Consider the following 19,523-nt stretch of genomic DNA (forward strand, 5'->3'; position numbering starts at 1 on the left):
AGGAACATTCCGCATGGGCAAGCGTCGGAGCATTTATCCTGAATAAACTCTTGTAGATCAGCTGCTTGTCCCGGTAAAATGTTTTTTCTATTTCGCGAGCTTGTTCCGGGATCGTTTACTATTCTTTTTTATACGAATCATTCCATTCCCGTACATGTGGTTCCCCCAGCTTGTCAACAGATTTAGCAACGATCATCGATACCGCAGCATCCCCGGTAACATTCACCGTAGTTCTACACATATCAAGGGGCCTGTCTACAGCAAAAATCAGCGCCAAACCTGCCTCAGGTATGCCCGCTTGTGCTAAAACGATAACCAGCATTACCATTCCGGCACCGGGAACCGCTGCACTCCCTATGGATGCTAATGTAGCAGTGGCTATAATTCCGATTTGAGTGGCAAAGTCCAGGTTCATCCCGAATGCCTGGGCTATAAATACCGCTGCAACGGCCTGATATAAACTCGTTCCGTCCATATTGATAGTAGCTCCAATAGGCAACACAAAACTTGTAACTTCTTCTTCAACACCAAGGTGCTCCTCTACCCTTTCCATGGTAACCGGTAAGGTGGCTGCACTCGAACTGGTAGAAAAAGCCAAAAGCTGAGCAGGAGAAATTCCATTAATGAAAAACCTTGGGGTCTTCTTGGTAAAAAACCAAACAATCAAGATATAAACTCCTATCATTAATACTAATCCTAACAATACGGTTACACCGTACATTCCCAACGCCTTAAATAGGTCAGCACTAGGTGCCTCGACTACCAAAGCTGCTAAAAGGGCAAAAACGCCATAAGGAGCTGCTAACATGATCAGGTCTATAAGTTTTAAAATAACTTCATTAAATCCGTCAAAAAAAGCTTTAACGGGTCTGGCTGTTTCTTCCGGAATAAGTATCAGTCCGATACCAAAGAAAATGGCAAAGAAAATCACTTGCAGCATATTGCCGTTATCACTTGCAGCATTAAATATATTGCTCGGTACCAGATCTTCCAGGGCCTGTAAGGGACCTGCATCTTTTTGCTTTTCTGCGTCGGCAATCTTACTGCTGGCATCCCCACTGTAGTTTTCCATTAATTCATTCCGGGTTTCTTCTTTTATGGTCTTCCCCGGTTGAATTATATTAACAACGGTAAGGCCGATAGAAACGGCAATAACAGTGGTAACGATATAGGTTCCGATCGTTCTGCCTCCCATTTTTGAAAGCTTGGAAATATCTTTCAGGTCAGATACACCTTTTATAAGGGATGCCAGGATCAGCGGAACTGCGATTAATTTTAAAGCATTAATGAAAATATCACCAAAGGGTTTAACCCAGTCTGTCACAAAATCCGGCCCCCAATCGAAACGTATCATAAGCAACGCAAAGAGCACTCCGAACAACATGCCCAATAGTATTTGCCAATGTAAAGCTATTTTCTTCATAAAGATTGATTTAGTTTAATTGTGTGCATCTATAGTTTAGATGCCCTGTTAAGTAAGTAATAATCTGCCAATACCAATGCCGCCATAGCCTCTACTATAGGTACGGCTCTCGGCACAACACAAGGGTCGTGCCGGCCCTTGCCCTGCATTTTTACAATATTACCTTCTTTATCTATGGTCTCGTACTCCTGAATTAGGGTCGCAACGGGTTTGAACGCTACATTAAAGTATATATCCATACCGTTACTGATCCCTCCCTGAATACCTCCGCTAAAATTGGTTTGGGTGGTTCCGTCTGTATTAAACTTATCGTTATGGTCAGAACCCTTCATTTTTGACCCTTTAAAGCCACTCCCGTATTCAAATCCCTTAACAGCGTTAATAGACAACATTGCTTTTCCCAGTTCGGCATGCAACCTGTCAAAAACAGGTTCTCCGAGGCCTACAGGAACATTTTTTATCACACAGCTGACAATGCCTCCTACAGTATCTCCTTCTTTTCGGATCTGCTTGATATATGTTTCCATTTCAGAAGCCTTCTGAGCATCCGGACATCTCACTATATTGGTCTCGGCTACTTCTAAATGAAGATCTTCATAAGATTTATTCAGCTCAATTGCTCCTACAGAAGACACATAAGCCTGAAATTGTATATCTTTAAGTACCTGCTTAGCTATTGCTCCGGCTACCACTCTGCACGCAGTCTCACGGGCAGAACTACGTCCACCTCCCCGGTAATCCCTAAAACCATATTTCTGATCGTACACGTAATCGGCATGACTTGGCCGGTAGCTGTCTTTTATATGTGAATAATCGTGAGACTTCTGATTGGTGTTTTCGATCATAAAGCCTATAGAGGTTCCGGTTGTCTTTCCTTCAAAAATACCTGATAAAAAACGTACTTCGTCCGGTTCTTTTCTTTGGGTCACAATGGCCGACTGACCGGGTTTTCTACGATCCAGATCTCTCTGGACCGCTTCTAAATCTATTTCGACACCCGCAGGACATCCATCTATTACCCCGCCCAGTGCTTCTCCGTGTGATTCTCCAAAAGTGGTTACCTTAAACAGGTTTCCAAAGGAATTTCCCGCCATATAGTTTTGGTTTTTGTTCAAAAATAAAGTTTAAAACAAATAAACAAAAATTAAATACCTCTAATCATAAATTAATATGGTTTTGATCGAGTTGACATTAACTTAACAATCAACTCATATTTAATTAATTACAGTTTAATATTTGATTAAAACTGAAATTCTTTTTTTGTATAAACAATTAAGCATTGAGAAAAAGAAAAGTTGAAATAGTTGTCATATCAGATATACATTTAGGCACATACGGCTGTCATGCAGGGGAATTACTCTCTTATCTGAATAGTGTCAATCCCAAAAAATTAATCTTAAACGGAGATATCATAGATATCTGGCAATTTAGAAAACGTTTTTTTCCCAAAACACACCTGCAAGTCATCAAAAAAATCATAGATCTTTCCACTAAGGGTACAGAAGTGTATTACATAACAGGAAATCACGATGAAATGCTCCGCAAGTTCAGCGATGTGTCTATGGGAAATATACATATCCTCGACAAACTCATCCTGAATTTAGATGGAAAAAAAGCCTGGATCTTTCATGGCGACATCTTTGATGCCTCGATACAACACACCAAATGGATTGCCAAGCTGGGAGGCTGGGGATATGATTTCCTGATCTTGTTTAACAGGTTCATTAACCGGATATTGGTTGGACTGGGAAAAGAGAAGTATTCGCTTTCCAAAAAAATAAAGAACAGCGTTAAAAAAGCCATTAAGTATATAGGGGATTTTGAAAAGGCTGCGGCAGACCTGGCCATTGAGAACGGATATAAGTATGTAATATGCGGACATATCCATCAACCCCAAATGATACGGAAAACCAATAAACACGGAACGTGCTTATATCTTAATTCAGGCGACTGGATAGAAAACCTGACGGCTCTGGAGTATCATAACAAGCGTTGGGAACTCTATCACTTCAGTCAGGATAAACTCAGTCCGTTTTATTCTGACGAAGACCTTAAATCTTTAAATTACAAAGAGTTGCTGGCGGCAATAACCATTACCGGTAAAAAATAACCTTGCGATTATTGATAAACCTTCACCCAATCGACAATCATCTGTACCGGTAAATCTTCCGGATTGGCTTTCCCAACCCAGCTCCCCTCCAGTTGCATATCGATCATCAGGTAAAATGGCTGGTCGAAAGGCCATTGTGTTGCATCTGCATCTTTTAATTTGGGATATTCAAATGTTGGTTCACCATTAAGGGTAAACACCAGTTTGTCCGGATACCATTCCAGTCCATATACATTAAACTGTTCCGTATCTGCTTTTGCTGTGGCGTAATACGGCGGGTTTTCTTTTTCCTTGAGTACCAGGGTGTAATACGAATGAACTGTTTGATAAATCTTATCCTCGTAATTCAAATGTTCCATGATATCGATCTCTCCATTTTTGGGATAGGCACCATACTTCGGTTTGTCTGCCAACATCCATATGGCCGGCCAGGCTCCCTGAGCACTCTCTAACTTAGCCCGGATCTCTATCTTACCATACTGAAAAGAAAATTTAGCTTTGGTTTCAACACCTCCTGTTAAATACGGTACGGTATCTTTATTAAATTCCGGTTTTACAATTCCCATCAGGTGCAGGTTTCCATTTTCAATCTTGTAGCAATCATCGTAATCGGTCATATAGTTAGCCCAATCGGCCTTTCCTCTTTTGATTTTGGTCCATTTCGTGTCATCCAGCACTCCTTCCTCGTTAAAATCATCTTGCCAGATTAATTTCCACTTTCCGTTTTTCCCTATGGATGTGTCAGTAGATTTACAGCCCATCAACAGGCATATACTTAAAACCGATAAATATTTTTTCATAATCAAACCAATGCTTCTTTTAATATACTGACCGGATGCTTCGCGATCCGCTTGGTACCATCGTAAATCTGGTGCCTGCAGCTGGTTCCGTTAGCAGCTATAATTGTTTCAGAAGACGATTTTTTAATCGCAGGGAACAAGCGCTGAGAGCCAACTTTCATACTTACCTCGTAGTGTTCTTTTTCGTAACCGAACGATCCGGCCATACCACAGCATCCTGAATTGATGATGCTGACATTGTAGTTTTCAGGAAGGTTCAGGGCGTCAAAGGTGACTTTTTGATTTGACAATGCCTTTTGATGGCAATGTCCGTGTATTTTTATTTCCTTATACTCCTTCGTGAACTTTGTGCCGTCGATATTCCCGTTCTCTATTTCCCTTGAAATAAATTCTTCAATCAAAAAGGCATTTTTGGAAACAAACAAGGCTGCTTCATCACCAGGTAACAATCTTAAATACTCGTCTCTGAAAGATAATACCGCCGAAGGTTCAAGTCCCAAAACAGGGCAATCATCACTAATAAGGTCTTTTAACCTGTCTACATTAATTTTTGCCAGTTTTTTGGCTTGCGACAAGAATCCTTTCGATATAAACGTTCTGCCGCTTTCACCGTAAAAAAGTTCAACATGATACCCTAAAGCTGTCAATAAATCTATAGCATCCTTCCCTAAACCAGTGTCTGAATATTGTGTGAATTCATCAATATATAAAATCACTTTTCCATATACATTATATTGATTTAGAGTAGATTTATTGTATTTACTGAAATTAAAACTTGAAATTTTAGGCAGACTACGATCCGGGGCTATACCTAGTATTTTTTTTAATATTTTTTGTGAAACCGGGTTGTTTACCATAAAAGGAAATAGACTGCCCAGCTTACTCAGTCTTGTGTTAAAAGCAAAGGCCTTATTTCGGAGACTGGTCCCGTTTACAGACTGGTATTGATGCAAAAACTCAGCCTTTAAAGAAGCTATATCAACGTTGCTCGGGCACTCACTACTACAGGCCTTACAGCTCAGGCACAGATCAAAAACCTCTTTTAGTTCGTGATGATTAAACCTGTTCAGCTCTTCAGAATTGGTTAAAAACTCCCTTAATGCATTGGCTCGTGCCCTGGTAGTGTCTTTTTCATCTTTTGTTGCGTGATAACTCGGACACATAGCGCCATTAGAATGATGTGTTTTCCTGCAATCACCACTTCCGTTACATTTTTCCGCAGCTCTTAGAATCCCTTCCGAATCGGAAAAATCCATATAGGTGGATATTTCAGGTTCTTTTCTGTCTTTAGTGTAACGCAAAGACTCATCCATAGCAACATAGTCTACTATTTTACCAGGATTAAATATGTTATTGGGATCAAAAACCTCTTTAATTTGTTTTAACAAGAGATAATTCCCTTCACCTATCATCAGTTTTATAAATTCAGACCTTACCCTTCCGTCTCCATGTTCGCCACTCATAGAGCCCTTATACTTTTTTACAAGTCGGGCCACATCTGTAGTTATAGCCCTGAATAAGGCAACACCTTCAGATGTTTTTAAATCGAGTATCGGACGTAAATGAAGCTCTCCGGCTCCGGCATGAGCATAGTAAACAGCTTTTTGGTCGTGCTTTTGCATAATGGTGTCGAATTCATCAATATAGTCTGATAAATCGCGGATTGCAACAGCAGTATCTTCTATGCAGGCGACAGCTTTTTGGTCACCCACAATGTTTCCCAATAGGCCTAAGCCTGCTTTTCTAAGCTCCATAGCTTTTCCTATACCATCACTATACAACGAAGGATGGGCATACGAAATACCTGTGTTTTCAAGGGTTTCAATTAATGACAATCGTTGTTTCTCCAGCAATTCAGGGTCATTATCAGCCAATTCCAGCATCAAAACAGCCTGCGGATCACCTTCAATAAAAAAACGGTTAGGAGCCTGTGACTTGTTGTTCTTAGTACAATCCAATATGATCTTATCCATCATTTCACAGGTATACAACCTATGCTCCATCACCGGAACAACAGCTTTACAGGCGTCACTTACACTCTTAAAGTGCGCTGCCACTATTACATTATGTTTAGGCGGCAGTTCATCGAGCTGAAGTTTGATCTTAGTGGTTATTGCCAGTGTCCCTTCACTACCTGTAAGCAAAGAACACATATTGAATTTACCTCCGTTCTCGTTAAATGGCAATAACTTTAAAAGTTCATCAACAGCATACCCCGTATTTCTCCTGTGAATATCGGGTTTGGGAAACTCATCTCTTATTTGTTGTTGATTTTCAGGGTTCTTCAACAACTCGTAAACGCTTCTGTATATAGCCCCTTCTAGTGATTCCAGCTCAAGCTTTTCCTTAAATTCATTTGCTGTTAAAGCTCTGAAAACAACCTCAGAGCCGTCAGAAAGCAATATTTCGAGTTCTAGAACTTTATCTCTGGTAACCCCATACCTGATAGAAGTGGTTCCGCTGGAATTATTTCCTACCATTCCTCCTATCATACATCGATTAGCTGTCGAAGTATTAGGACCGAAGAAAAGTCCATAGGATTTTAAATACTGGTTTAACTCATCCCTGATAACACCCGGCTCCACCGTTACCGTTTTATTCGCCTCATCTAACGAAATAATTTTTGTGAAGTGGCGTGAAACATCGACAATGATTCCGCTCCCCACACACTGACCTGCCAGAGACGTGCCGGCCGTACGGGGGATCAGTGAGGTGTTTTCCGTTACGGAAAAATCTATAAGCAGCTTAAGGTCGTATATATCCTTAGGAAAGGAAACAGCAATAGGTAATTCGCGGTATACTGAAGCATCAGTGGCATATATGGCCTTATGAAGTGCATCGAAATGCAATTCTCCATGAAGTTTCTTAACCAGCGTATCCAACTTAATTTTAGTGATCATTTTAAAAAACAAATAAAAATGTTGAACTAAATTAGCGCTGTTAACGTTATTAACAAAAACTAAACGTATGAAAAAATTATTTTTTTTAGGATTATTATCAATCGGATTTGCATTAACGGCTAATGCTCAGGAAGTTTCTGAAAATGCCTTGGGACTTCGTTTGGGCGATAGTGATGGTTTTGGTGCAGAAATTTCTTATCAAAGAGCTATTGGAACTAACAGCAACCGTCTTGAATTTGATCTGGGCTGGAGAGATAGCAATTATTGGGATGCTTTCAAGCTTACCGGTTTATACCAATGGGTAATGCCCATAGAGGGCAGGTTTAATTGGTATGTTGGCGCCGGTGGTGGTATCGGAAGCGTTGATTTTGATCATCCTGAAATCGATAACGACGACGACGGAGCATTTATTTTTGCTTCCGGCGATATTGGTATCGAGTATAATTTTAATATCCCTTTATTAATATCACTGGATTTTAGACCAGAAGTTGGATTGGTAGGATATAATGGTTTTGACGATGATTTTGATTTTGATATCGCTCTAGGGATCAGGTATCAATTTTAATAAAAAAATAACACAATTACAGGCCTTCTTATGATAAAGAAGGCTTTTTTTGTTAATGGTTTTTAAATAAACTTTTATTAGTTACATTAAAGTTTAACTTTGCACAAAGCTTAAAAAAAGAGATTTAATGAAAAAATTGGCATTTTTGATTCTTGCTGTTGTTATAACAGCATGTAATGGAGTTGAAAAAAATACGTATAACGTTACAGTTGATGCTGCATCGGTTAAAGACAGCACTAATGTGTATCTGCAAAAAGCGGAAGGTAATACGCCCCCGCAAATCATCGATACCCTTCAGGTTATAGATGGTAAGATTACATTTTCAGGCAAGGCTGAAACCCCTTCGGTACATGTTTTAGCCATAGAAGGTACCAGAGGAGCTATTCCTTTTATTGCTGAAGAGGGAAATATTAATATTATTGCCTACAAAGACAGCTTAAATGCTTCTGTCGTAAGCGGTACATCATCAAACGATGATTTTACAAAATTCTTGCAAGGAACAAAGGAAATGGCTAAAAAGGTTGCCGTACTTCGTCAGGAATTCAATACTGCAAGACAGCAAAACGACACCATTTCTATGAAAACCCTGCAAGAGGCTTTTGCTGACATTCAGGAAGAAAACAAAGAGTACGAATTAAACTTTATCAAGGAGAACCCCAATTCTTTTATTTCATTATTGGTAATGGAAAGGGTGTTGCAGTCAGGAGCCCATGGACCTGAGGTGTTATCTCCTATTTTTGACACATTTGCAGAAAACCTGAAGCAAATGGAACAAGGTCAAAAAATATCAGAAAAGTTAACCGAACTTAATAAACTAAGTGTTGGTGCGATAGCACCGGATTTTACGGCTCCTACTGTTGAGGGTGATTCATTAACTTTAAGTAAAACCAAAGGTAAAGTTACCCTTATTGACTTCTGGGCCGCGTGGTGTAAGCCATGTAGAGCTGAAAACCCGAATGTGGTAGCATTATACAATGATTATCATGATAAAGGATTGAATATTATCGGTGTTTCTTTAGACAGAAAAGAAGAAGACTGGATAAAGGCTATTGAAGATGACGGCCTGACATGGAATCATGTATCCAATTTAAAGTTCTGGCAGGATCCTGTAGCGCAATTATACAATATCAGATCGATTCCCGCTACATACCTTATCGATGCCGAAGGCAAAATTATCGCAAAAAACCTGAGAGGTGAAGCGCTAAGAACCAAGGTGGCAGAACTTTTAGATTAAGAACACATCATAAGATTGTAAAAACCGCCATAGAGCGGTTTTTTTATTTTTCACTATTTCAGCAGCTTATAAAAAACATTCAAAATAATATTCTTTTTTACTTGCACAGACTGAAAACTATAGTATATTTGCAACCGCTTTACCACCGATAAGACAGGTATAGCAAAGGCTGGGGAGATACTCAAGCGGCCAACGAGGACAGACTGTAAATCTGTTGGTTTTTACCTTCGCAGGTTCGAATCCTGCTCTCCCCACAAAAAAAGACCACCTGAAAATTCGGGGTGGTCTTTTTACTTTTTATATCTTTTGGATTTCATTTAGATCCTAAAAAAGGTCAGGTACGCATACCTGACCCCAAATTTTCCGATAGTTACCGGAACTTTATATTTTTAATATTATTTTAATTCAAACACCACACTCACATTAACTTTGATCTCCATTTCTCCAACAGAAATCGTTTGTCCTGGTCCACCGGCCGATTCGTTAAAATCCGTAGCTTTCATCCTGTAAACAGGCATTGGGGGCATTCCTACGGAAGTCTCATTTATGTATATGGCTTTTCCTGTTTGCTGTCCCAGAGCCTCTGCATACTCCTTTGCTTTTTGTTTGGCATTAACAACAGCTTTTACCCTTGCTTCTGATTTATACTGATCTATTTTTGAAGATTTAAACTCAACACCATCAATTCTGTTCACTCCGGAGTTTACCAGACCTTGTGACAACGCTTCATATTTGCGAAGATCCTTCAGTAAAATTGATACCGACTGATTGGCTACGTACTTATATTCTTTGGTTTGGTAATCGTAGTTCTTTCTCAAATTCAGATATTCGGTTTTTACATCTTTTTCATCAATCTTCATTTTCTTTAAGAAAGAAAAAACTTCGTTGATGGCTTTGTCATTTTTTTGCTTTACTTCTGATGCCGAATTCCCTTCGTGTTCTACTCTGACGTTAATCAAAACCTGATCCGGTGCAACAGTTACGACACCCTCGCCTGTTACGGATACTGAAGGAGAAATTTGTTTATTTTCCTGTGCTTGTAAACTCATTGTAGTCATAGCTACTAAAATTAATATTGCTTTTTTCATAGTTTAATATTTTTTCAGATCTATTACAACAGCCATGCCAAACTATATTTTTTTTGTCTTTTCAAGGACAAAAAGAATTACAATGGGAGCTGCTAGAAGCACAACCATCAAGGTATCGGTAAATAATAAATTCGGATAAAAGATCAACGTTGCGGCATACCCGCCGACAGCTCCTCCAAAATGAGCCGTATGCCCTATATTCCCTACCCTGTTTCGCATTCCATAGATCGAATACAGCAAGTACAGGATTCCGAAAATATAAGCCGGGATCGGAATCGGAATAAACATGAGTCCCAGTCGCATGTCGGGCTGTAGCAAGATGGCCGCATACAAAACCCCGGTTACCGCACCACTGGCACCAACAGCGCTGTAATGATATTCATCTTTATGAAAAAACAGCGCCAATAAATTTCCGGCGATCAAACTGATAACATATACCAGTAAAAACTTTACTGACCCGAAGTATATAATGACTACCGGAGCAAAAAAATAAAGGGTGAACATATTGAAAAACAAATGGGTCCAGTCTACATGCAAAAATCCGGAAGTCAACATGCGTATTTGTTCTCCCCTTCTGATACTTCCTACGTGAAATTTATATCGTTCGAAAAAAGAAAAGTCATTAAATCCTTTCATAGAAATAATGACATTGGCTGCTATAACAATAAGGGTAGCTAAATTCATTGTATTTGTAAAAGTTTAGACTCAAATATAATTATATTTGCTGAAGCAAAGAATCAATAAATGCAGTTACTGACATATCTTCTTGTTTACCCCTTACTATGGATGGTATCCAAGCTCCCTTTTTCTGTTTTTTACAGAGTCTCCGATTTTATGTATTTACTATTATACAGGCTTATCGGTTATCGAAAAAAGGTGGTCAGAAGTAATCTCAGGCTTGCTTTCCCGGAAAAACAGCCGGAAGAAATAAAGCAGATCGAAAAAAAATTCTACCATCATTTATGTGATCTGTTTATGGAGATGATCAAGTCTCTTACCATTTCAAAAGAAGAGATGCAAAAGCGTTTCAGGTTTAAAAACATCGAAGTCTTAAGGGCTTTTGAAGAACAGAACAAAAGTGTAGTGCTTTTATGCGGACATTATGCGAGCTACGAATGGTTAATGTCCTTGGGGTATCAGATCAGGCATAACGGATATGCGGTATATCAGCCTATTAACAACAAGTATTTTGATAAACTGGTAAAAAAAATCAGAACGAAGCACGGTGCCCACCTTATTTCCAGGTACGAAACCACCAAAACCATTTTACAGAAATACAAAGCGGGCGAATTAGCTCTATACGGATTAGCCATTGACCAGTCGCCCATGCCAAGCAGAGCCAGGTACTGGAGAAAGTTCTTTGGCATTAAAGTACCGGTCTTTGTCGGCGCAGAAAAAATTGCAAAAAGCCTGAATAGTCCGGTAATCTTTATGGATATACAAAAAATAAAACGAGGCTATTACGAAACCTCGTTTACTGTAATCTCCGAACAGCCAAAGGGCTTACCCGATTATGAAATCACCGACAGGTTCACACAGATGCTGGAAGCTCAAATAAGAAAAAAGCCGGAATATTACCTGTGGACACATAAAAGGTTCAAACACAAGGACAAAGCCCCTGAAGGAATCAAGGCTTGAAAACCAAAGTTACCACCACAATACAGTGATCTGTCACATAATCATCGCAGACAATCTCATAATCCAGTACCGACCATTTTTCAGGTTGATTGAACAGTACATGATCTATACATACCCTGGGGTTTGTTGAAGAATAGGTTGGTTGATATGCTTCTTTTACCTCAGGCTTTTTAAAAACCCGGTATAGTCTTTTCATAGTTTCGCTTTCCGGAGTAGCATTTAAATCTCCTGTCAATATGGTAGGGAATTTTTCGTCTTTAAATTCATCAACCAATGCATCGGCTTGCATCAGTCTGTCAGTTTCATTTCTTAAATGATCCAGATGTGTAGCCACAAATTGTATGGTATTCCCGTTTTTTGTCTGAAAACGCGCCACCTGAGCAGCCCTTGGTTCTGAATCGGCCTGATGCGGCAATGCTATATTTTCGGTATAAATCAAGCTGTATTTGGATAATACGGCTTCACCATATTCTCCGCCGTCATAATACATGGCTCTTGCATAAAGAGGCATCATTTGTGTCCTGTAACCAAGTTCCAGCGGCAAATTATACTTCCTGGCACGATTTGTCTTAAAATCTACTTCCTGCATAGCGACCAGGTCAGGATCATATTTCTTGATGACTCCGGCTATCGCCTCCAGATTAAAGTCTCCTTTGGTAGTAGCTCCATGCAAAATATTAAAACTCATCACCTTTAAGGTGTCTGGTTTACTTTGGGCAGAAACGGTTATAACCGTAAGAAATAAAATAATACAAAATAAGTTTTTCATCTTCTTAAAAATTCTAAATATGTATATGCTAATATACAAATAGAGATCAATAAGATAAATATTGAAACTAAAAAAATTACGATTAGTTTCGAATTAAAATGTATTTTGTAACATTTTGCTCGATCATCGAGATTTAATCCCGATCGCATTACCAGGAGCCCCGACACTAGTCCCCGTGAAATTCCTTTGGGATTATTTCACGGGGACTAGTGTCGAAATGCTTTATAGGTTTTTCTTTTAATGCCTGGTGTGCTTGTTCGTTCCGGGGCAGTTAACTATACCAGTTCTTCTATCTGAGCCATGATCTTAGCTGCCAGGTTATCTGCTTCGTCTTGCGATTTAGCTTCGGTATATATCCTGATGATCGGCTCTGTATTCGATTTACGTAAATGCACCCAGTTTTCGGGAAAATCAATTTTAACACCATCTGCCGTCGATATATTTTCAGCTGCATACCTGTTTTCCATAGCCTTCAGAATAGCATCAACATCGATTTCAGGAGTAAGTTGAATTTTCTTTTTGCTCATAAAATACGAAGGATAACCATCGCGCAGCTCCTTAACGGATACACCTGATTCCGCCAAATGAGTTAAAAACAGTGCAACTCCAACCAAAGCGTCACGACCGTAATGAATTTCAGGATAAATAATACCGCCGTTTCCTTCACCCCCTATAACGGCATTGTTCTTTTTCATTAATTCAACAACATTCACCTCTCCTACTGCCGAAGCTTCATAGGTTCCTCCGTGTTTTTCAGTGATGTCTCTCAGCGCTCTGGAAGAACTCATATTAGATACCGTATTCCCTTTTGTTTTTCCTAAAACGTAGTCTGCACAGGCTACCAGAGTATATTCTTCGCCAAACATTTCACCATCGTTGCTTATAAAAGCCAGCCTGTCTACATCAGGATCAACCACAATACCGAAATCGGCCTGTTCTTTAACTACCAGTTCGGAAATATCTGTAAGATGCTCCTTTAAAGGCTCAGGGTTATGAGGAAAATGACCTGTCGGATCACAATAAAGTTTGATAACTTCTACCCCCAGTTCCTCAAGTAATTTCGGAATTGCGATCCCTCCGGTAGAGTTTACCCCGTCTACCACAACTTTAAATTCGGCTGCCCTGATTTTCTCTGCATCGACCAGGGGAAGATTTAAAACCTCATCGATATGGATATCTATATATGCATCGTTTTTCAATACCCGCCCCAGATGATCCACTTCGGCAAATAAATAGTCATCGTTTTCAGCAATCTTTAATATCTCCGCTCCGTCTGCCCCGCTTAGGAACTCTCCTTTATGATTAAGCAGCTTTAATGCATTCCATTGTTTCGGATTATGGCTTGCAGTTAAAATAATACCTCCGTCTGCCTTTTCTATAGGAACGGCAACTTCTACCGTTGGCGTGGTACTCAACCCCAAATCAATTATATCAATGCCCAGACCGACCAGGGTCGACGACACCAGGTTCTGGATCATTTCACCGGACAGGCGTGCGTCGCGCCCTATAACAACGGTTATTTTTTCTTTTCCTGCTTCTTTTTTTAACCAGGTTCCGTAAGCTGCGGCAAATTTCACAGCATCAACCGGAGTTAAATTCTCTCCGATCTCTCCCCCTATGGTTCCTCTTATTCCTGAAATAGATTTTATTAAAGTCATTTAGTTTTCTTTTGATCTGATGACAAATTTGCAAATAATTTCAAACAAAAGTCAGCTTTACTACATTAAAAAAGTATAAAACAGTGATAAGCTTATGTGAATTTGTATTTTTAGAAAATGAATTTTTTAGCACATATTTACTTATCAGGTAACGATCCGATGGTTACGGTTGGAAATTTTGTAGCCGACAGTATCCGCGGAAAAAAATACCTGAAATACCCGAAATCATTTCAGAATGGGGTAATACTCCACCGGGCTATAGATACATTTACCGATGCTCATCCTACAGTCCGGTTAAGCACCAAGAAATTGCACAGTAATTACCATCACTACAGCAGCGTCATTGTAGATATCTTCTACGATCATTTCTTGGCTAAAAACTGGAGTCGTTATTGCGACACTCCCTTAGACGTATATATAGAAGCTTTTTACGATCTTCTCAGGGAACATTACGATATTCTACCTTTGAATATTAAAAAAATGATGCCGTACATGATTGCCGATAATTGGTTGCTTAATTATGCCCATATCGAAGGTATTTCGAGCGTGCTGAACGGAATGAACAGACGTACAAACAACAGGTCTAAAATGAACTATGCCGTAAATGAACTTGAAGAATACTATGACGATTTTCAAAATGAATTTTTCAGCTTTTTTGATGAGCTCATTCTTTTTTCTGATCAAAAACTAAAAGAATTACAAAACGAAACTAATCCCTAATGAAAAAAGTATTGTTCATCTCTGTTTTTATCTTGTTTGTTGGTTGTAAAAACAGCAAGACAACCGGGCTGATTACCCAAAAGGCACTGGTGGTATCTGCCAGAGAAGAAGCTTCTAAAATAGGTAGTGATATTTTAGCCAAAGGTGGAAATGCTTTTGATGCCATGGCTGCCACAGGCCTGGCTCTGGCGGTTGCCTATCCCTATGCAGGAAATATTGGGGGTGGTGGTTTTATGGTATACAGGCTCGAAAATGGCGATACAGGTTCGTTAGACTACAGAGAAAAGGCATCAGAACTAGCCCATAAAAACATGTATCTGGACTCTGCAGGAAATGTAATCCCGGGCAAGTCGTGGTATGGAGTTACAGCCACTGCGGTCCCCGGAGCTATTGCCGGAATGTTTGAAGCTCACAAACGTTTCGGAAAACTACCGGTCGAAGAAATATTAAAACCGGCTATAACATTGGCGGAAACAGGTGTGGTTGTTACAAAAAAACAGGAAACCGCTTTAAAGGAATACGGCACTAAGATCATAGAGCTGAGCGGCGACTCTACATTGTTCTCTAAAAAGTATGTCGAAGGTGATACCATCAGATACATGGCATTGGGAAAGACATTAAAACGGATACTGAAAAACGGTCCGGACGAGTTTTATACAGGGGAAACAGCAGGATATTTAGTTGATTTTATACAAGAAAAAGGAGGGTATATAACAAAAGAAGATCTGGCAAAATACAAGCCCGAATGGAGAGAACCAATTGTTTTTCAATATAAGGATTTGAAGGTTATATCCATGGCACCGCCAAGTAGTGGCGGTATCACCCTGGCTCAAATCATGAAAATGATAGAACCTGACAACCTGAAAAAATACGGACATAACAGTCTTAGGACTATACAACTCATAACAGAAGCAGAACGCAGGGCGTATGCAGACAGGAATTATTATCTTGGAGACCCGGATTTTATTGAAATTCCGATCGGTACTCTTTTATCTGACGAATATTTAAAACAAAGAATGCGTGATTTCTCATTTAAATCGGCAACCCCGTCTGCTGAAGTAAGTCATGGCAATATAGAAGTTTTTGAAAGTGACGAAACCACCCATTATTCTATCGTCGATCAATATGGAAATGCAGTATCGGTAACCACCACTATCAATGGGGCCTATGGAGCCAAATTGTATTGTGATAAATTAGGTTTTTTTCTCAATAATGAAATGGACGATTTTAGTATTAAACCCGGGGTTCCAAACAAGTTTGGCCTGACAGGGGCGGAAGCTAATAGTATAGCTCCCGAAAAACGGATGTTAAGCAGTATGACCCCTACCATCGTTGAAAAATCAGGAAAACTATACATGGTTGCAGGGACACCTGGCGGTTCGACCATTATAACTTCCGTGCTACAAACGATCCTTAATGTGTATGAATTCGGCATGGGAATGCAGGAAGCCGTAAACGCTCCCAGATTTCACCATCAATGGTTGCCGGACAGCATAAAAATGGAGCCGGAAGGGTTTGACAAAAATATTAAAGTAAAACTTCAGGAAAAGGGCTACAATATCGACGAATCCAATTCGCTGGTATTGGGAAAGGTAGATGCCATTCTTGTTTTAGATAACGGAACACTTGAAGCAGGAGCCGACAAACGAGGAGATGATACAGCTGCCGGATTTTAGCCTCTCGTTATTAGCTTACTCTATGCTTATATAACTTCGTTTTTAGGACTTAAAATTGTAAATTCGCATCTTGCTTTATTACTATGGAGAACTTTGAAGAATATATAGAGGTAAAAGGTGCCCGTGTACATAACCTGAAAAATATAGATGTAAATATTCCCCGGGAAAAACTTGTTGTAATAACCGGTCTTTCGGGAAGTGGAAAATCATCGCTGGCATTCGATACAATCTATGCCGAGGGACAAAGGAGGTATATTGAAACCTTCTCTGCTTACGCAAGGCAGTTTTTAGGTGGCCTGGAACGCCCCGATGTAGATAAGATTGACGGACTTTCGCCGGTTATTGCTATCGAACAAAAAACCACTTCAAAATCGCCCCGCTCCACTGTAGGAACTATAACGGAAATATACGATTTCTTAAGGCTTTTATTTGCAAGAGCAGCAGACGCATATAGCTACGAAACAGGAGAAAAAATGGTGAGTTATAGCGATGAGCAGATAAAGGATCTTATTCTGGAAGGCTTTATAAACAAACGGATAAACGTACTTGCTCCTGTTATCAAAAGCAGAAAAGGACACTACAGGGAATTGTTTGAGCAGATTTCTAAACAGGGCTTCCTCAAGGTTCGTGTCGATGGAGAAATACTCGACTTGGAACACGGGATGAAAGTCGATCGTTATAAAACCCACGATATAGAGATCGTTATAGATAGACTAAAAATCGAAGACACTCCGGAGATTATAAAAAGACTGATGGAAACCATAAATACAGCTATGTATCATGGTGATGATGTTTTAATGATAATGGATAACGACTCAGGAGAATCTCGTTATTTCAGCAGAAACCTGATGTGTCCAAGCTCAGGGATCTCTTATCCCAATCCTGAACCCAACACTTTTTCCTTTAACTCTCCCAAAGGCATGTGTCCCGAATGCAAAGGGTTAGGAATGATGCACGAGGTAAACCTCGATAAGATCATTCCTAATAAGAATACCAATATTAAAAGCGGAGGGATCGTACCTCTCGGGGAACAAAAAGGAAGCTGGATATTCAAACAGATACAGATCATTGCAGAAAGGTATAATTTCAAGCTTTCCGATCCGATTAAGGATATTCCGGAGGAGGCCATGAACGTCATCCTTTATGGTGGCAAAGAGAAGTTTTCGGTCGAATCTAAAACCCTCGGGATAACCAGGGATTACAAGATCGATTTTGAAGGTATTGTCAACTTCATCAAAAATCAGTTTGAAGAAAGTAATTCTGCTTCTATAACCAGGTGGGCCAAAGGCTTTATGGATAAAGTTGAGTGCCCGGAGTGTAAAGGATCGAGGTTGAGGAAAGAATCACTTTATTTTAAAGTAAACGATAAAAGTATTGCCGACCTGAGTCAGATGGACGTTTATGACTTGGCTGATTTTTTTAAAAACCTTCCCGAAAACCTTTCTGAAAAACAATTTAAGATCGCAGAAGAAATCCTTAAAGAAATAAATGCAAGGATCCGTTTTCTGTTGGATGTGGGGCTCGACTACCTTTCGCTGAACAGGAGTTCTAAATCACTTTCGGGCGGTGAAGCTCAGCGAATTCGGCTTGCTACTCAAATAGGATCACAGCTGGTTGGCGTATTATACATTCTCGACGAACCCAGTATCGGACTCCATCAACGGGATAACGAACGCTTAATAAAATCTCTTGAATCTTTAAGAGATATCGGAAATTCTGTGATTGTTGTCGAACATGACAAAGACATGATAGAACGTGCCGATCACGTTATTGATATAGGTCCCAAGGCAGGAAAGCATGGTGGTGAGATCATCTCTCAGGGAAATCCGGATGCATTAAAAAAACACGATACCCTGACAGCTGAATATTTGAACGGAAACAAGGAAATTGCCATCCCTGAAAAAAGAAGGAAAGGTAACGGCCATGAAATCACCCTTAAAGGTTGCAGCGGTAATAACTTAAAAAATGTAAGTGTTACATTCCCACTTGGAAAAATGATCGGTGTTACGGGAGTTTCAGGAAGCGGCAAATCAACATTGATCAATGAGACCCTCTACCCCATTTTAAATACCCACTTCTTCAATGCTGTAAAAAAACCTATGCCATACAAAAGCATCAAAGGTTTGAAACACATCGACAAAGTAATTGATATCAACCAGTCTCCAATAGGCAGGACACCCCGCTCTAATCCTGCTACATACACCGGAGTATTCAGCGAAATAAGATCCTTGTTTACAAAAACTCCCGAAGCCATGATAAGGGGTTATAAACCCGGCAGGTTCAGCTTTAATGTAAAAGGAGGTCGCTGCGAAACATGTCAGGGGGGCGGCTTAAGAGTTATTGAAATGAACTTTTTGCCGGATGTCTATGTCGAGTGTGAAACCTGTAACGGCAAGCGTTTTAACAGGGAAACCCTGGAAATCCGATATAAAGGGAAGTCGATAGCCGATGTATTGGACATGACTATTAATGAAGGCGTTAAGTTTTTTGAACACATCCCTAAAATTTACCGGAAATTAAAGACCATTCAGGATGTAGGTCTTGGTTACGTAACATTGGGACAACAATCCACTACGCTTTCCGGAGGGGAAGCACAACGTATAAAGCTGGCAACTGAATTATCTAAAAGAGACACCGGAAACACTTTTTATATTCTGGACGAACCCACAACTGGTCTTCACTTTGAAGATATAAGGGTTTTAATGAATGTGTTAAACGAACTGGTCGACAAGGGAAATACCGTTTTAATAATAGAACACAATATGGATGTCATAAAAATGGCAGATCATATTATAGATATAGGTTACGAAGGCGGTAAAGGCGGCGGTAAAGTTGTTGCCACAGGCACCCCCGAAGAAATCGTAAAAGACAAAAAAAGTTACACTGCGAAGTTTTTAAAAAAGGAGCTGCCTTAACAGACAGCTCCTTACAAGAAGTGATTT

General features: G+C 39.8%; 15 protein-coding genes and 1 tRNA gene. 8 read left to right on the top strand and 8 right to left on the bottom strand.

From position 1 onward, the window contains the following. Positions 1–118: 118 nt before the first annotated feature. Both MQE36_RS13460 and aroC read right to left on the bottom strand, forming a co-directional pair. The gene (locus tag MQE36_RS13460; RefSeq protein WP_242936498.1) at positions 119–1,423 is read right to left on the bottom strand and encodes a dicarboxylate/amino acid:cation symporter; all 1,305 of its coding nucleotides are present in this window, start codon (positions 1,421–1,423) and stop codon (positions 119–121) included. Positions 1,424–1,452: 29 nt separating this feature from the next. After that, a complete protein-coding gene (gene aroC, locus MQE36_RS13465; protein WP_242936499.1) occupies positions 1,453–2,517 on the bottom strand; it encodes a chorismate synthase in 1,065 nt (354 codons plus the stop codon). Positions 2,518–2,702: 185 nt separating this feature from the next. Between aroC and MQE36_RS13470 the strand changes: the two genes are divergently transcribed. Further along, positions 2,703–3,533: a UDP-2,3-diacylglucosamine diphosphatase gene (locus MQE36_RS13470; protein ID WP_242936500.1), complete on the top strand. Its 831-nt coding sequence runs from the start codon at positions 2,703–2,705 to the stop codon at positions 3,531–3,533. An 8-nt stretch (positions 3,534–3,541) separates the two neighbouring features. Here the strand turns inward: MQE36_RS13470 and MQE36_RS13475 are convergent, their stop codons facing one another. Both MQE36_RS13475 and MQE36_RS13480 read right to left on the bottom strand, forming a co-directional pair. Continuing rightward, complete coding sequence (locus tag MQE36_RS13475; protein ID WP_242936501.1) at positions 3,542–4,333, bottom strand: glycoside hydrolase family 16 protein; 792 nt, start codon at positions 4,331–4,333, stop codon at positions 3,542–3,544. Positions 4,334–4,335: 2 nt separating this feature from the next. Beyond that, on the bottom strand, positions 4,336–7,233 hold the full coding sequence (locus MQE36_RS13480; protein ID WP_242936502.1) for an FAD-binding and (Fe-S)-binding domain-containing protein: 2,898 nt from the start codon (positions 7,231–7,233) through the stop codon (positions 4,336–4,338). 67 nt (positions 7,234–7,300) lie between these two features. Between MQE36_RS13480 and MQE36_RS13485 the strand changes: the two genes are divergently transcribed. The 3 genes from MQE36_RS13485 (at position 7,301) to MQE36_RS13495 (ending at position 9,286) form a co-directional block, all read left to right on the top strand. Continuing rightward, on the top strand, positions 7,301–7,798 hold the full coding sequence (locus tag MQE36_RS13485) for a hypothetical protein (RefSeq protein WP_242936503.1): 498 nt from the start codon (positions 7,301–7,303) through the stop codon (positions 7,796–7,798). A gap of 127 nt (positions 7,799–7,925) precedes the next feature. Further along, a complete protein-coding gene (locus MQE36_RS13490; RefSeq protein WP_242936504.1) occupies positions 7,926–9,032 on the top strand; it encodes a TlpA disulfide reductase family protein in 1,107 nt (368 codons plus the stop codon). A gap of 171 nt (positions 9,033–9,203) precedes the next feature. Beyond that, positions 9,204–9,286, top strand: a tRNA-Tyr gene (locus MQE36_RS13495). Positions 9,287–9,427: 141 nt separating this feature from the next. On the opposite strand, the gene MQE36_RS13500 is transcribed toward MQE36_RS13495, so the two are convergent. Both MQE36_RS13500 and MQE36_RS13505 read right to left on the bottom strand, forming a co-directional pair. Continuing rightward, positions 9,428–10,120 (bottom strand): SIMPL domain-containing protein, encoded by a 693-nt coding sequence (locus tag MQE36_RS13500; RefSeq protein WP_242936505.1) that lies wholly within the window; start codon positions 10,118–10,120, stop codon positions 9,428–9,430. A gap of 42 nt (positions 10,121–10,162) precedes the next feature. Beyond that, a complete protein-coding gene (locus tag MQE36_RS13505) occupies positions 10,163–10,804 on the bottom strand; it encodes a rhomboid family intramembrane serine protease (RefSeq protein WP_242936506.1) in 642 nt (213 codons plus the stop codon). A gap of 60 nt (positions 10,805–10,864) precedes the next feature. Here MQE36_RS13505 and MQE36_RS13510 point away from each other — a divergent pair, with 60 nt between their 5' ends. Further along, on the top strand, positions 10,865–11,758 hold the full coding sequence (locus MQE36_RS13510; protein ID WP_242936507.1) for a lysophospholipid acyltransferase family protein: 894 nt from the start codon (positions 10,865–10,867) through the stop codon (positions 11,756–11,758). Here MQE36_RS13510 and MQE36_RS13515 read toward each other — a convergent pair. Next, on the bottom strand, positions 11,748–12,527 hold the full coding sequence (locus tag MQE36_RS13515; RefSeq protein WP_242936508.1) for an endonuclease/exonuclease/phosphatase family protein: 780 nt from the start codon (positions 12,525–12,527) through the stop codon (positions 11,748–11,750). The genes MQE36_RS13510 and MQE36_RS13515 overlap by 11 nt on opposite strands. A gap of 275 nt (positions 12,528–12,802) precedes the next feature. Next, positions 12,803–14,185 (bottom strand): phosphoglucosamine mutase, encoded by a 1,383-nt coding sequence (gene glmM, locus MQE36_RS13520; protein ID WP_242936509.1) that lies wholly within the window; start codon positions 14,183–14,185, stop codon positions 12,803–12,805. Between the two features lie 117 nt (positions 14,186–14,302). On the opposite strand from glmM, the gene MQE36_RS13525 reads away from it, so the two are divergent. From MQE36_RS13525 to uvrA, 3 genes are all read left to right on the top strand, one after another. Next, positions 14,303–14,905 carry an acyl carrier protein phosphodiesterase gene (locus MQE36_RS13525; protein WP_242936510.1) on the top strand — a complete coding sequence of 201 codons (603 nt, stop codon included), beginning with the start codon at positions 14,303–14,305 and terminating at the stop codon, positions 14,903–14,905. Next, positions 14,905–16,581, top strand: coding sequence for a gamma-glutamyltransferase (gene ggt / locus MQE36_RS13530; RefSeq protein WP_242936511.1), 1,677 nt, complete (start codon positions 14,905–14,907; stop codon positions 16,579–16,581). The genes MQE36_RS13525 and ggt overlap by 1 nt, the downstream gene beginning before the upstream one ends. An 83-nt stretch (positions 16,582–16,664) precedes the next feature. Continuing rightward, complete coding sequence (uvrA, locus tag MQE36_RS13535) at positions 16,665–19,496, top strand: excinuclease ABC subunit UvrA (protein ID WP_242936512.1); 2,832 nt, start codon at positions 16,665–16,667, stop codon at positions 19,494–19,496. Positions 19,497–19,523 lie beyond the last annotated feature (27 nt).

This window comes from Zhouia spongiae (genome assembly GCF_022760175.1).
Lineage (GTDB): Bacteria > Bacteroidota > Bacteroidia > Flavobacteriales > Flavobacteriaceae > Zhouia > Zhouia spongiae.

Excerpts from the sequence above, each read along its gene's own strand:
- MQE36_RS13460 (WP_242936498.1), bottom strand. The coding sequence starts at position 1,423 with ATGAAGAAAATAGCTTTACATTGGCAAATACTATTGGGCATGTTGTTC.
- aroC (WP_242936499.1), bottom strand. The coding sequence starts at position 2,517 with ATGGCGGGAAATTCCTTTGGAAACCTGTTTAAGGTAACCACTTTTGGA.
- MQE36_RS13475 (WP_242936501.1), bottom strand. The coding sequence starts at position 4,333 with ATGAAAAAATATTTATCGGTTTTAAGTATATGCCTGTTGATGGGCTGT.
- MQE36_RS13480 (WP_242936502.1), bottom strand. The coding sequence starts at position 7,233 with ATGATCACTAAAATTAAGTTGGATACGCTGGTTAAGAAACTTCATGGA.
- MQE36_RS13485 (WP_242936503.1), top strand. The coding sequence starts at position 7,301 with ATGAAAAAATTATTTTTTTTAGGATTATTATCAATCGGATTTGCATTA.
- MQE36_RS13490 (WP_242936504.1), top strand. The coding sequence starts at position 7,926 with ATGAAAAAATTGGCATTTTTGATTCTTGCTGTTGTTATAACAGCATGT.
- MQE36_RS13500 (WP_242936505.1), bottom strand. The coding sequence starts at position 10,120 with ATGAAAAAAGCAATATTAATTTTAGTAGCTATGACTACAATGAGTTTA.
- MQE36_RS13505 (WP_242936506.1), bottom strand. The coding sequence starts at position 10,804 with ATGAATTTAGCTACCCTTATTGTTATAGCAGCCAATGTCATTATTTCT.
- MQE36_RS13510 (WP_242936507.1), top strand. The coding sequence starts at position 10,865 with ATGCAGTTACTGACATATCTTCTTGTTTACCCCTTACTATGGATGGTA.
- MQE36_RS13515 (WP_242936508.1), bottom strand. The coding sequence starts at position 12,527 with ATGAAAAACTTATTTTGTATTATTTTATTTCTTACGGTTATAACCGTT.
- glmM (WP_242936509.1), bottom strand. The coding sequence starts at position 14,185 with ATGACTTTAATAAAATCTATTTCAGGAATAAGAGGAACCATAGGGGGA.
- MQE36_RS13525 (WP_242936510.1), top strand. The coding sequence starts at position 14,303 with ATGAATTTTTTAGCACATATTTACTTATCAGGTAACGATCCGATGGTT.
- ggt (WP_242936511.1), top strand. The coding sequence starts at position 14,905 with ATGAAAAAAGTATTGTTCATCTCTGTTTTTATCTTGTTTGTTGGTTGT.
- uvrA (WP_242936512.1), top strand. The coding sequence starts at position 16,665 with ATGGAGAACTTTGAAGAATATATAGAGGTAAAAGGTGCCCGTGTACAT.